Annotated in this window: 10 protein-coding genes; 2 read left to right on the top strand and 8 right to left on the bottom strand. The window is 43.2% G+C overall.

The genetic code is table 11. The features are described 5' to 3' along the window. Positions 1-59 precede the first annotated feature (59 nt). Complete coding sequence (locus ACZ8ZH_RS16245; RefSeq protein WP_470247785.1) at positions 60-926, bottom strand: alpha/beta fold hydrolase; 867 nt, start codon at positions 924-926, stop codon at positions 60-62. A 116-nt stretch (positions 927-1,042) separates the two neighbouring features. On the opposite strand from ACZ8ZH_RS16245, the gene ACZ8ZH_RS16250 reads away from it, so the two are divergent. Further along, positions 1,043-1,528 carry a DUF4442 domain-containing protein gene (locus ACZ8ZH_RS16250; protein WP_119064203.1) on the top strand — a complete coding sequence of 162 codons (486 nt, stop codon included), beginning with the start codon at positions 1,043-1,045 and terminating at the stop codon, positions 1,526-1,528. A gap of 47 nt (positions 1,529-1,575) precedes the next feature. Here ACZ8ZH_RS16250 and ACZ8ZH_RS16255 read toward each other — a convergent pair whose 3' ends face one another. After that, complete coding sequence (locus ACZ8ZH_RS16255; protein ID WP_086209736.1) at positions 1,576-1,932, bottom strand: DNA transfer protein p32; 357 nt, start codon at positions 1,930-1,932, stop codon at positions 1,576-1,578. 254 nt (positions 1,933-2,186) lie between these two features. Here ACZ8ZH_RS16255 and ACZ8ZH_RS16260 point away from each other — a divergent pair, with 254 nt between their 5' ends. After that, on the top strand, positions 2,187-3,038 hold the full coding sequence (locus ACZ8ZH_RS16260) for an alpha/beta hydrolase (RefSeq protein WP_119064205.1): 852 nt from the start codon (positions 2,187-2,189) through the stop codon (positions 3,036-3,038). A 111-nt stretch (positions 3,039-3,149) separates the two neighbouring features. Here ACZ8ZH_RS16260 and rpoC read toward each other — a convergent pair whose 3' ends face one another. The 6 genes from rpoC to rplK form a co-directional block, all read right to left on the bottom strand. Continuing rightward, positions 3,150-7,349 (bottom strand): DNA-directed RNA polymerase subunit beta', encoded by a 4,200-nt coding sequence (gene rpoC, locus ACZ8ZH_RS16265; RefSeq protein ID WP_470247786.1) that lies wholly within the window; start codon positions 7,347-7,349, stop codon positions 3,150-3,152. A 154-nt stretch (positions 7,350-7,503) separates the two neighbouring features. Then, positions 7,504-11,592: a DNA-directed RNA polymerase subunit beta gene (gene rpoB, locus ACZ8ZH_RS16270; RefSeq protein WP_086209739.1), complete on the bottom strand. Its 4,089-nt coding sequence runs from the start codon at positions 11,590-11,592 to the stop codon at positions 7,504-7,506. Between the two features lie 301 nt (positions 11,593-11,893). Beyond that, positions 11,894-12,259: a 50S ribosomal protein L7/L12 gene (gene rplL / locus ACZ8ZH_RS16275; protein ID WP_004692767.1), complete on the bottom strand. Its 366-nt coding sequence runs from the start codon at positions 12,257-12,259 to the stop codon at positions 11,894-11,896. A 48-nt stretch (positions 12,260-12,307) separates the two neighbouring features. Continuing rightward, complete coding sequence (gene rplJ / locus ACZ8ZH_RS16280; RefSeq protein ID WP_086209740.1) at positions 12,308-12,814, bottom strand: 50S ribosomal protein L10; 507 nt, start codon at positions 12,812-12,814, stop codon at positions 12,308-12,310. Between the two features lie 298 nt (positions 12,815-13,112). Further along, a complete protein-coding gene (gene rplA / locus ACZ8ZH_RS16285; RefSeq protein WP_086209741.1) occupies positions 13,113-13,808 on the bottom strand; it encodes a 50S ribosomal protein L1 in 696 nt (231 codons plus the stop codon). Positions 13,809-13,811: 3 nt separating this feature from the next. Continuing rightward, positions 13,812-14,240, bottom strand: coding sequence for a 50S ribosomal protein L11 (rplK, locus tag ACZ8ZH_RS16290; protein ID WP_086209742.1), 429 nt, complete (start codon positions 14,238-14,240; stop codon positions 13,812-13,814). Positions 14,241-14,343 lie beyond the last annotated feature (103 nt).

The raw sequence follows: 14,343 nt of genomic DNA on the forward strand, positions 1-14,343 counted from the left end.
TTCACTTCGATAGGCTTGTTATCAGTCAGTTTTAGTCCTATAACAAGCCCATGGTAAATTTATGCTTTACCCACAAATTTGCTAATCAGGCCAGCAATCGTTTCAGGCTGACTCAAGATTGCCCAATGGTTAGCATTCACATTCACCCGTTGGAAATTCTCAGCCCACTTCGGCATTTCATCAATTAAAGCAGGGCTCACAAACTGATCTTGTTCCAACACAATCGCCTGTACGGGGCAAATGGCAAAGCGTTCTCGTGGTTTGGTCAGACGTGGAATGAAGTTAGCTCGATAAAGTGCAACCCCATGTTTACCATCTGCCACAATGTGATGATTCAGTGGTAAGTCTGAACGCCCTTCTAAACGTGATAAAACTTTACCCCAATGCTCAGGGCTAAAAAACTGCCAAACAGTCGGTGCCAAAAAAGGCAACTGAAAAGCCGCAATGTACCATGACTTACTCAACTGCTTCAAAAACTGAGGCTTGTGCTGTTTAAACTGTTCCCGCATCCAAAATGCAGCATGATCTAAGCATGGGCCTGAAATGGTAGTAAATGACAGCATACGCTCTCTAAATTTTGGCTCAGTCGCAGACTCCCATGACTGAATCGAACCCCAGTCATGCGCCACCAAATGAAAACTACGTTCTGGAATGACACTATTCACCACACGTTCTAAGTCCAATGACAGCTGAGGCAATGCATAAGCACGTGTATGACGGGGAACACTTGACATCCCCGCCCCACGAACGTCATAAGTGACAATATAAAAATTTTCCACCAGATGCTCAATCACAGGCTCCCAAACCTCTTGATTGTCTGGATAACCATGCACCAAGACCAAGGCAGGATTCTGCGCATTGCCCCATGTTTTCACATAAAGTCTCTGCTGGTCTGTGGTCTGTACCCAGTAACTTTGCAGCTCCATATTTAGCTCCTTATTGTTATTGACTGTTTTTTATCCTTCACTGGCAAAACGATCAATGCCAATTGTTTCCATCTTCTCTAGTATGGATAGAAGTTCATCAGATACCATTGACCGAAATGAGCATTTTAAAAAAATTGGTGACAACACCTATTGTCACAAAATACGTTCTTAACCATTTTGCCCCCTTTAAAGGTGCAGGTATTCAAATTGAGAAGTTTGACCCTAAAAACTACCTCATCCGAGTCAAAATGCCGCTCACTCGTCAAAACCGCAATATTGTCGGCGTACATTTTGGTGGGAGTTTATATGCGATGGTCGATCCTTTTTATATGACTTTACTGATGTATCATCTTGGGACTAAATATATTGTTTGGGACAAATCAGCCACTATCCAATTTCTCAGCCCAGGGCGTAGTACCGTCTACGCAGACTTTCGTCTCGATGCCCAAGAAATTGAAACGATCAAACAACTGGCTGAAAATTATGCCCCTGTCCACCGTATTTATACGCTGAATATTTATGATGATGCGGGTATCCGAATTGCACAAGTGGAGAAAACCTTATATATCCGTCGTAAAAAACCAAAACCAGCTCAGCAATAAAAAAGCACTTCCCAATGAAGTGCCTTTATATTGCTGAGCTGAAAAGATTATTTACGCTCCTCAATTGCAGCGCCTGCACCACCACCAATCGCGCCACCAATCGCAGCCCCTGTATTGCCACCGATTACGCTTTTACCTACAGCAGAACCAATCGCACCACCAACACCACTGTAGGTTGCATTACGGTTTGAGCCACCTTGGGTTTTACTTCCCACCGCTGCGCCTGCACCACCACCAATCGCAGCACCGACTCCACCACCAAGACTATTACCCGCAGCACCACCCACGGCACCGCCTAAAGCAGCTGTACCAATACGCTGCTCAGAAGGACTCATATTTTCACAGCCTGTGAACATCAGTGTTGATAAAACCAAAGTCGAGACTACACCCATTATTTTTTTCATATTCAAAACTCCTTTACACTATGATCAAAGCATAGTCTTATTTTCTACACAAAATGATCAAATTATGTAATTGCACCCCGTGCATTATTTTCTTTTTGTAATAATGCAAACCAACTAAAAAGACCATTTGATCTATGAAATATCACTTTGTTCATTTGAGATCACCCCGAGTAAATAACTTAAATCTTTTAATTCAAGAAATTGTAGAAAGAATCCTTAACTCATTTTAACCTTTGAATTTAAAGGAAAAAAGAATGAAAATACTTGTTACTTCAATATTCCTGTTACTCTGCCTCAATCCTTCTTCACGTGCAGATGTACTCAATAATCAAAGCTCATCTACAGTAAAATCACTCAAAAATGTTGCTTATGGCCATCATGCTAAGCAAATGATGGATGTTTATTTTCCATCTAAGCCTTTAGCAGATCAAAAAAACGCACCATTAATGGTTATGGTCCATGGCGGTGCTTGGAGCATAGGTGATAAAAATAATACTGCGGTGATCAAAAATAAAGTGGATTATTGGGGACAACGAGGTTGGATATTTATTTCAATCAATTATCGCTTAGTTCCTGAGGCGACAGTACAACAACAAATCCAAGATGTCGCAACAGCATTAATTTATATTCAAAACCATGCCTCTGATTGGCATGCTGACCCCACACAACTTGTGCTGATGGGACACTCGGCTGGCGCTCATTTAGTGAGCCTACTGAGCACACGTCCCTCTTGGTTAATAGCACAACCTCAAGTTTGGCGAACCACCATTGCTTTAGATAGTGCCGCTTACAATATCGAAAAGATCATGCAAACTCGGCATGCTCGATTTTATGATCAAGCCTTTGGCACTCAACCCTCAAATTGGAAAGCGCTTTCTCCTGTCTTACAAATTCATCAAAGCTTACCTGCATTTCTTGCTGTTTGTTCAACAATTCGTCCAGACCAACCCTGTATTCAAGCACAGCAATTCATTCAACAAGCACAAAGCGTTGGTACTCAGGCACAATTACTCGCTATTCCGCTTTCACATACTGAAATCAATAACTCTTTAGGAAAAAATTATAAATATACCGAAGCGGTGAATCAATTTATACAAACTCATTAACTGAATGTGATTAATGTAACTCGCTTACTTCAAAAAATGAGCATAGCATTGCTGTTTAGCACGCATAAAAAAGCCACCCGAAGGTGGCTTTTTATTCATTTAAAGGGCTAATTACAGACCGTTAAACTCATCGCTAAATGCTTGGCTTAATGCTTGATCCACATCAGAGAAGTCGTTTACAAGCTCATGCTCTGCAGCTTCAGCTTCTTGACGACGACGCTCTAAGTGATACGCAAGACCCGTACCTGCAGGAATCAAACGACCTACAACCACGTTCTCTTTCAAGCCACGTAAATCATCTTCTTTACCTGTTACAGCCGCTTCAGTTAACACGCGAGTGGTTTCCTGGAACGATGCAGCAGAGATAAATGAGTCAGTAGAAAGCGACGCTTTAGTAATACCCATCAATTGACGTTCAAACTTCGCAGGGAACTTGTTTTGCGCAAGAACAGCTTGGTTCTCTTGCATCACGCGGATGTAATCCACTTGTTCGCCTTTGATGAAGCTTGTATCACCGCCATCAGTGATATCAACTTTACGCAACATTTGACGTACGATGACTTCAATGTGCTTGTCGTTGATTTTTACACCTTGCAGACGGTAAACGTCTTGAACTTCGTTCACGATGTAGTTGGTTAATGCAACTTCACCTTTCAAACGCAAGATGTCATGCGGGTTTTGTGGACCATCAGAAATGGTTTCACCGCGGTTGACATGCTCACCCTCGAACACGTTAATAGTACGCCATTTAGGAATCAGTTCTTCATAGATCTCAGAACCATCATCCGGAGTAATCACTAAACGGTTCTTACCTTTAGTCTCTTTACCGAAGCTTACAACACCTGAAATTTCAGCAAGAATTGCATGCTCTTTCGGTTTACGCGCTTCGAACAAGTCAGCTACACGCGGTAGACCACCGGTAATGTCACGCGCATGTGAAGTTTCTTGTGGTACACGACCAATAACGTCACCCACACCAATTGTTTCGCCATCACGGACAGAAAGAATCGTGTTTTGTGGTAGGAAGTAGAACTGCTCACCACCATCCGTCGTATCAAGAACAACAGCAGGACGTAAATCTTTACCAGATGCAGGACGTGCAGTCACAGGTAAGATTTCAATCGTCGTCATACCTGTTGCATCATCAGTTTTAGAGGTAACAGTGACGCCATCAGCGATTTGGCTGAAACGTACTTTACCTGCAACTTCTGTTACAAGTGGGTGAGTGTGCGGATCCCAAGTTGCGACGATACCGCCTGCTTCTACAGCTTCGCCATCTTTCAACAAGATAGACGCACCATATGGCAGTTTATAACGCTCACGCTCACGGCCTAAATCATCTGCAATACCAATTTCGCCTGAACGAGAAGTCGATACCAAGTGACCTTTAGCATGTTGTACTGTTTTCACATTGTGGAAACGTACGGTACCTTTGTTACGAACTTGTACGCTGTTTGCAGCAGACGTTCGGCTTGCAGCACCACCTACGTGGAAGGTACGCATTGTTAACTGTGTACCCGGCTCACCAATCGACTGCGCAGCCATAACACCCACAGACTCACCAGGGTTCACCTGATGACCACGTGCAAGGTCACGACCATAACATTTCGCACATACGCCGAATGTAGATTCACACGCAACCACTGAACGTACTTTAACTTCATCGACACCTTGCTCTTCCAAGAAGTTTGCAAGTTTCTCATCAATCAAAGTGTTACGTGGCAGAATAACGTCGTCAGAACCTGCTTTCTTCACATCTTCAGCAACAACACGGCCCAGTACTCGAGTACCTAAGTTCTCAATCACGTCACCGCCTTGAATGAACGGAGTCATGACAAGACCGCCCAAAGTACCACAGTCAGGCTCAGTAATAACCAAGTCTTGCGCTACGTCTACAAGACGACGTGTCAAGTAACCAGAGTTTGCTGTTTTCAGTGCTGTATCGGCCAAACCCTTACGCGCACCGTGTGTTGAAATGAAGTACTGAAGTACGGTCAAACCTTCACGGAAGTTCGCTTTAATTGGAGTTTCAATGATCGAACCATCTGGTTTCGCCATCAAACCACGCATACCCGCTAACTGACGAATCTGAGCTGCCGAACCACGGGCACCTGAGTCAGACATCATATAGATCGAGTTGAATGATTTTTGCTTCTCATCTTCACCCTGTTTGTTTTTAACAGTGGTAAAAGACAAGTTGTCCATCATCGCTTTCGCTACTTGGTCGTTGGTACGTGCCCAAATATCGACCACTTTGTTGTAACGTTCGCCCGCAGTTACGAAACCTTGTTCGAACTGTTGCTCAATTTCACGAACTTCAACTTCCGCTTTTTCAATAATTGAGTACTTCGCAGGTGGAATCACCATGTCTTCCATACCGACCGATACGCCTGAACGTGTCGCTTGACGGAAACCTAAGTACATCAATTGGTCCGCAAAGATCACTGTATCTTTAAGACCTAATTTACGGTAGCAAGAGTTAATCAATTTAGAGATGTTTTTCTTGGTCATCTCAACGTTGATTTGTTGGAAATCCATACCTTCTGGCACAACTTCCCAAAGTAAGCAGCGACCAGGTGTGGTATCCACAACAATGGTTTGCTGTTCACGGTTACCATTTTCATCAATCACAGTCTGGTGTACACGTGCTTTTACGCGAGCGTGTAAATTGACCTGACCTGTTGCAAGTGCACGGTTCACTTCATGAGTATCTGCAAACACCATGCCTTCACCTTTGGCATTGATCGCATCACGCGTGATGTAATACAAGCCTAAGACAACGTCCTGAGACGGTACGATGATTGGCTCACCGTTCGCAGGAGACAAGATGTTGTTGGTCGACATCATTAACGCACGCGCTTCTAACTGCGCTTCAAGTGTTAATGGTACGTGTACCGCCATTTGGTCACCGTCGAAGTCGGCGTTAAACGCAGCACAAACGAGCGGGTGAAGACGAATCGCTTTACCTTCAATCAGGATCGGTTCAAATGCTTGAAGACCCAAACGGTGAAGTGTAGGCGCACGGTTCAACATCACAGGGTGTTGACGAATCACGTGAGCAAGAACGTCCCAAACTTCTGGCGTTTCGCGCTCAACCATTTTCTTCGCAGCTTTAATGGTGGTTGCTTGGCCAGATGCTTGTAGTTTCGCGAAAATGAATGGCTTGAAGAGTTCAAGTGCCATTTTCTTCGGAAGACCACATTGGTGCAAACGTAAAGTAGGACCTACGGTAATGACCGAACGACCTGAATAGTCTACACGCTTACCAAGTAAGTTTTGACGGAAACGACCTTGCTTACCTTTGATCATGTCAGCCAAAGATTTAAGCGGACGTTTGTTCGAACCTGTGATTGCACGACCACGACGACCGTTGTCTAACAATGCATCGACAGACTCTTGTAACATACGTTTTTCGTTACGTACGATAATGTCTGGCGCTGCAAGGTCAAGAAGACGCTTCAAACGGTTGTTACGGTTGATCACACGACGGTAAAGGTCATTCAAATCAGAAGTCGCGAAACGACCACCTTCCAGTGGTACTAACGGACGAAGATCTGGTGGAAGTACTGGAAGTACATTCATCACCATCCATTCTGGCTTGTTGTTTGACTCTTTAAACGCTTCCATCAACTTCAAACGCTTAGACGCTTTTTTCAGCTTCGTCTCAGACGTTGTGTTTGGAATTTCTTCACGTAAACGTGAAATTTCGTTTTCAAGATCAATGTCTTTTAACAAGTCTTGAACAGCTTCTGCACCCATTTTCGCAGTGAATTCATCACCGTGTTCTTCTAAAGCATTGAAGTATTCTTCATCGTTTAAAAGTTGGTATTTCTCAAATGGAGTCATACCTGGGTCAGTAACCACGTAAGATTCGAAATACAATACACGTTCAATATCACGTAAAGTCATGTCTAATAATAGACCGATACGACTTGGAAGTGATTTTAAGAACCAAATGTGTGCAACTGGAGACGCCAGCTCGATGTGACCCATACGCTCACGACGAACTTTCGCAGTTGTTACTTCAACGCCACATTTTTCACAAATGACGCCTTTGTATTTCATACGCTTGTATTTACCACACAAGCATTCGTAATCTTTGACTGGACCAAAAATTTTGGCACAGAATAAACCATCACGTTCTGGTTTGAACGTACGATAGTTAATGGTTTCAGGCTTTTTAACTTCACCATGAGACCATGACTTAATCATTTCTGGTGACGCAAGACCAATACGGATGCGATCAAACTCAACTGGAGCATGACCGTCTGAATCCGTCTTTTTGCGCATGATATCGAGCAAGTCTTTCAATTTTTTTCTCCGTGTGTTGGGGAGCTACGCTCTCCCAACTGGGTCACAAATATTGTTTTTACTGAAATTTGGGAATATCTAATCCCCCTAAATCCCCCTTTATAAAGGGGGACTTTCTCCCCTCTTTAATAAAGAGGGGCTGGGGGGAGATTTCTTAGTCACCATTTTTCAGTTCAATGTTGATACCTAAAGAACGGATCTCTTTGGTCAATACGTTGAACGATTCAGGCATACCTGGGTCCATATAATGGTTACCATCTACAATGTTCTTATAGATACGGGTACGACCTTCAACGTCATCCGACTTAACAGTAAGCATTTCTTGAAGCGTGTAAGCTGCGCCATATGCTTCAAGCGCCCAGACTTCCATCTCACCGAAACGCTGACCACCGAATTGTGCTTTACCACCAAGCGGCTGTTGAGTAACTAATGAGTAAGAACCAGTAGAACGCGCGTGCATCTTGTCGTCTACCAAGTGGTTCAGTTTCAGCATGTACATGTAACCTACAGTTACAGGACGGTCAAACTGTTCACCTGTACGACCATCATATAATACTGTTTGACCAGTACGTGAAATGTTCGCAAGCTCTAATAAGTCTTTAATTTGTGATTCTTCAGCACCATCAAATACAGGCGTTGCAAGTGGAACACCCTTACGAAGGTTACCAGAAAGAACCAAGATCTCATCATCAGTTAAGCTATCAAGATCTTCTTGCTCGCCACCAACTTTGTTATAAATCTTGTCTAAGAATCCACGAAGCTCAAGTACAGTACGTTGCGCTTTTAACATCTTGTCGATTTCTTCGCCAAGACCTTTCGCTGCCATACCTAAGTGAGTCTCTAGAATCTGACCCACGTTCATACGTGACGGTACACCCAGCGGGTTCAATACGATATCGACTGGAACACCATTGGCATCGTGCGGCATATCTTCAACTGGCAAGATGTTAGAAACAACACCCTTGTTACCGTGACGACCCGCCATCTTATCACCCGGTTGGATGCGACGTTTAACAGCCAAGTAAACCTTAACAACTTTCAATACACCTGTTGTTAATTCATCACCTGTAGAAAGTTTGCGTTTTTTCTCTGCAAACTTCTCATCAATTTCAAAGCTCTTTTCTTTCAAGAACACTTGAATTTGTGTTAAACGTTCAGCAATCGCTTCATCACTTGGTTGGATTTCAAGTAAATCAACCAACTCTAAACCAGACAACACATCTTCAGAAAGCTTGTCGCCACGTTTAGTTGTACCACCACCGTTCGACTCTTGACCTGTCAACAAACGAACAATACGTTCACGTGCTGCTTCTTCAAAGATTTTGTATTCTTCTTTCAAGTCTTTACGGTATGCATCAAGTTGCGCTTTTTCAATTGCTTGAGCACGTTCATCTTTTTCAAGACCATCACGTGTAAACACTTGAACGTCAATCACGGTACCTTTAGTACCCGATGGAACGCGTAATGATGAATCTTTCACATCAGCAGCTTTTTCACCGAAGATTGCACGAAGCAATTTTTCTTCAGGTGTTAACTGTGTTTCACCTTTAGGGGTTACTTTACCCACAAGGATATCACCAGCAGTTACTTCAGCACCGATATAAACAATACCAGACTCATCCAACTTAGACAGTGCAGCTTCACCAACGTTAGGAATATCGGCAGTAATTTCTTCTGCACCTAACTTAGTATCACGTGCTACACATGACAATTCTTGGATGTGAATCGAGGTTAAACGGTCTTCTTGAAGTACACGCTCAGATAACAAGATCGAGTCTTCATAGTTGTAACCATTCCACGTCATGAACGCAACGCGCATGTTTTGACCCAGTGCAAGCTCACCGCCATCAGTCGAAGGACCATCGGCAAGAACATCACCACGAGCCACTTTATCACCTAAACGTACAACAACGTTTTGGTTGATACATGTATTTTGGTTCGAACGGGTATATTTGATCAGGTTGTAAATATCTACACCTGCTTCACCAGCAACCATCTCGTCTTCATTGACACGAATGACTACACGAGATGCATCAACAAACTCAATCACACCACCACGGTTTGCGATCACGCACACACCTGAGTCACGTGCTACGTTTGCTTCCATACCTGTACCAACAAGCGGCTTGTCAGCAAGCAATGTCGGAACAGCCTGACGTTGCATGTTTGAACCCATCAATGCACGGTTGGCGTCATCGTGTTCAAGGAATGGAATAAGCGATGCTGCAACAGAAACAACCTGTTGTGCAGATACGTCCATATGCGTTACTTTTTCAGGTGACATACGAACGAAGTCACCTTGGTGACGTACAGAAACCATTTCTTCAGTTAACGTACCATCTTTATCAACTGCAGAATCGGCCTGTGCAATGACAGTACCCACTTCTTCAATTGCAGATAAGTATTCAACTTCATCAGTTACACGACCATCAACGACTTTACGGTATGGTGTTTCCAAGAAACCGAAGTTATTACACTTCGCATAAACTGAAAGCGAGTTGATCAAACCAATGTTTGGACCCTCAGGCGTTTCAATTGGACATACACGACCATAGTGAGTTTGGTGTACGTCACGTACCTCAAAGCCTGCACGCTCACGTGTCAAACCGCCCGGACCAAGTGCAGATACACGACGCTTGTGCGTAATCTCAGACAATGGATTGTTTTGGTCCATGAACTGAGACAATTGGCTTGAACCAAAGAATTCTTTGATTGCAGCGGCAACTGGCTTCGCATTGATTAAATCTTGCGGAGACAAGTTATCTGTTTCAGCTTGGCTTAAACGTTCTTTAACTGCACGCTCTACACGAACTAAACCAACACGGAATTGGTTTTCAGTCATTTCACCAACGGAACGTACGCGACGGTTACCTAAGTGGTCGATATCGTCGACTTCACCTTTACCGTTACGGATTTCAACCAATGTTTTGAGTACATCAGTGATATCTTCGTTCGACAAAATGCCTTCAACTTCACGCGACTTCTGATCTGTACCCACTTCGTAAGGACGGCCCAAACGACGGTTAAACTTCATACGACCGACTGGAGAGAGGTCATAACGTTCAGAAGAGAAGAACAAGTTATTGAATAGATTTTCAGCCGCTTCTTTCGTCGGTGGCTCGCCTGGACGCATCACTTTGTAGATTTCAACCAGTGCTTCTTCACGGCCTGTCGTTGTATCTGCGCGTAAAGTATCTGCAACGAATGAACCACGGTCAATGTCATTGGTGAATAGAATGTTAAATTGTTTAACACCACCTTCAGCCAACTTCACCATCACTTCATGGCTAAGCAAAGTATTTGCTGCAATCACATCACCATCTTTTAAAGTGATGTCTTCAGCAGTAATACGCTCGTACAAGTACTCATCAGGTACTGAAAGTTTTTCAAGACCTGCAGCTTCCATTTGACGCACGTGACGTGCGTTAATACGTTTACCTTGCTCAACAATCGTTTTGCCATCGTTATCTACGATGTCAAACTGTGCCATTTCACCGCGTAAACGCTCAGGTACGAGGTCAATCTGGTAACTACCCATGTCTAGGTATACAGGCACTTTTTCATAGAATAGATCTAAGATTTGCGTGTTGTCATAGCCGAGTGCACGTAGAACCACAGTCGCAAGTAATTTACGACGGCGGTCAATACGTACATAAACAAGGTCTTTGGCATCAAATTCGAAATCTAACCATGAACCACGGTAAGGAATAATACGTGCAGAATAAAGTACTTTACCACTTGAGTGGGTTTTGCCTTTATCGTGATCGAAGAACACGCCTGGAGAGCGGTGTAATTGAGATACGATTACACGCTCAGTACCATTGATCACAAAAGTACCGTTATCCGTCATGAGTGGCATTTCACCCATGTACACTTCTTGCTCACGCACGTCTTTAATAGACTTCGTTTCACGATCCTTTAAGATCAAACGAATTTTTACGCGCATTGGTGCTGCATAAGTTGAGCCACGAAGAATACATTCGCGTACATCAAACTCAGGCTTACCAAGACTATACTCAACAAATTCTAAAGCAGCATTGCCAGAATAACTTTCTATAGGAAAAACTGAACGAAACGCGGCTTGCAGACCGATATCTTCGCGGTTTTTTGGTGATTTGCCATCTTGTAAAAATGTTCTGTACGAGTCGACTTGAATCGCGAGCAAGTACGGAGCATCCATAACACTAGGCAATTTACCAAAATTCTTACGGATCCGTTTCTTTTCGGTATATGAGTATGCCATCTGGAGTCCTCGGAAAGTAAACCGAGCCCGCCTGCAGAACGGGCTCAGAAGGAATTACGCAGGCCGATATGGCCACCACTTTTTACAAATGCTGCAATTTTCAGTGGTATTGAAACGCTTACCAATATTTTTAAATTTGAAAAATATTGGTAAGCGTTTGATTTTTATCTTTATTTTAATTTGATGGATTTTCCACCAAGCAAACAAAAATCGAGCCGATTATTGTAACGCAAAAAGGCTGATGACCCAAGAGCCATCAGCCAATTTTTGGGGAGAAAATAATATTCTCCCCCTGGTAACATTACTTAATAGTAATAGTAGCACCAGTCTCTTCAAGTTTCTTCTTAAGTTCTTCAGCTTCTTCTTTAGAAACAGCTTCTTTAAGAACTGAAGGAGCACCTTCAACCATGTCTTTAGCTTCTTTCAAGCCAAGACCAGTGATTTCACGAACTGCTTTAATTACAGCTACTTTGTTCGCGCCGAAAGAAGTCAACTCAACGTTGAATTCTGATTGCTCTTCAGCAGCAGCAGCAGCAGGACCTGCAGCTACAGCTACAGCAGCAGCTGATACATTGAATTTTTCTTCGAAAGCAGAAATAAGTTCAACAAGTTCAAGAACAGTTTTTTCAGCAACTGCGTTTAAGATTTCTTCGTTTGTTAAAGCCATGAGAGTAACTCCAAATGGGTATTGAATGATGTGTGTTTAAGTTTGAGCTTATGCAGCTTCTGACTCGTTTTTCTCTTGAAGCGCTGTAAGTAAGCGACCCAATTTCGAAATAGGAGCTTGAAGAACGCTTGCAAGCATAGTAAGCGCTTTCTCTTGGTTTGGAAGATTCGCGATAACGCTAACTTCTTCGCCTTGATAAAGTTTGCCTTCAAATGCAGCAGCTTTAAGTTCAAATGCTTTATTAGTTTTCGCAAATTCTTCGAATAAGCGTGCCGCAGCACCCATATCATCTGCAGAAGTTGAGAAAGCTAAAATTGTTGGGCCAACAAGGTTGTCGTTCAAGATATTGAATTGCGTATCTTGAAGAGCACGTTTAGCCAAAGTATTACGTACAACACGTGTAGCAACACCTAACTTACGAGCTTCAACACGAAGAGCAGTTAATTGCTCAACAGTTAAACCTTGGTAGTCAGCAACAACAGCAGCAAACGCAGTAGAAGCAACTTCAGTTACTTCAGCAACGATCTGTTTTTTGCCTTCGATAAGAAGAGCCATTGTAAAACCTCCTAACGGTGATTTATGTACTTACGCGAAGTACACTCCCAATTCGCAAGTTCATCACTGAACTTACACGCGGAGGATGAACAAATCACACCACCGCGTCTACGCAGGCTGGAAGATTAAGAAAGTAATCGAAATTACTCTCGCCTGAGGTCTTTGACGCTGACAAATTTACATTTATCAATTCAAAGTTTGCCTAAGTTTGCAAAATACGACAGAGCGTTTCTTGCGTAAAAATCAAAGCAGCGCTTTGATTTTTACTCAGGGCTTTAAAATTCTGTCTAAGTTAAACTTAGTTAGAAACGTTCTGTACATCAACAGTAAGACCAGGACCCATAGTTGAGCTTAAAGTGATCTTTTTGATGTAAACACCCTTAGAAGTTGCAGGTTTTGCTTTCTTAAGGTCAGCGATTAACGCTTCAACGTTTTGACGAACAGCTTCAGCAGTAAAACCTACTTGACCGATCGCAGCATGGATAATACCTGCTTTGTCTACACGGTAACGTGCTTGACCAGCTTTTGCATTTTTAACTGCAGTAGCTACGTCAGGAGTTACAGTACCCACTTTAGGGTTTGGCATTAAGCCACGTGGACCAAGAATCGTACCTAATTTACCTACAACGCGCATTGCATCAGGAGCAGCAATCACAACGTCGAAGTCAAGGTTACCTGCTTGGATGCTTTCAGCAAGGTCATCAAAACCAACAATGTCCGCGCCTTCAGCTTTAGCAGCTTCAGCAGCAGCGCCTTGAGCAAACACAGCTACACGTACAGTTTTACCAGTACCTGCAGGAAGTGTAGTTGCACCACGAACAACTTGGTCAGATTTACGAGGGTCAACACCTAGGTTTACCGCAACATCCAAAGATTCTTTGAATTTCGCAGCAGGAAGACCAGCAAGAACAGCAACTGCTTCTTCTAAAGTGTAAACTTTGTTTGCTTCAATAGCAGCAGCAATGGCTTTTTGACGTTTAGTTAACTTTGCCATGTCTTATAGCTCCACTTCCAAGCCCATAGAACGTGCAGAACCAGCGATGGTACGAACACGTGCGTCTAAATCAGCACCAGTCAAATCTGGTTCCTTAGTAGTCGCGATTTCTTCTAATTGAGCACGAGTCAACTTACCAACTTTAGTTTTGTTTGGTACAGATGAACCCTTTTGAATGCCCGCAGCTTTCTTAAGAAGAATAGATGCAGGAGGAGTTTTCATGATGAATGTGAACGACTTGTCGTTGTACACAGTGATCACAACAGGAATTGGTAAACCAACTTCAACTTTTTGTGTTGCAGCATTGAATTCTTTACAGAATGCCATGATGTTAACACCACGTTGACCTAGTGCAGGACCAATCGGTGGAGATGGATTCGCTTTACCAGCTGGAACTTGCAGCTTGATATAGCCGTCAATCTTCTTAGCCATTTCAAATTACCTCTGGGTACAAACGCCGGTGAAGGCTCCCCAATTTATAAGTAACGATATCGTTACAACAACAATGCCCGACCTATAAATAAGTCAGGCGTTT

This window comes from Acinetobacter sp. SW-226, from assembly GCF_055632855.1.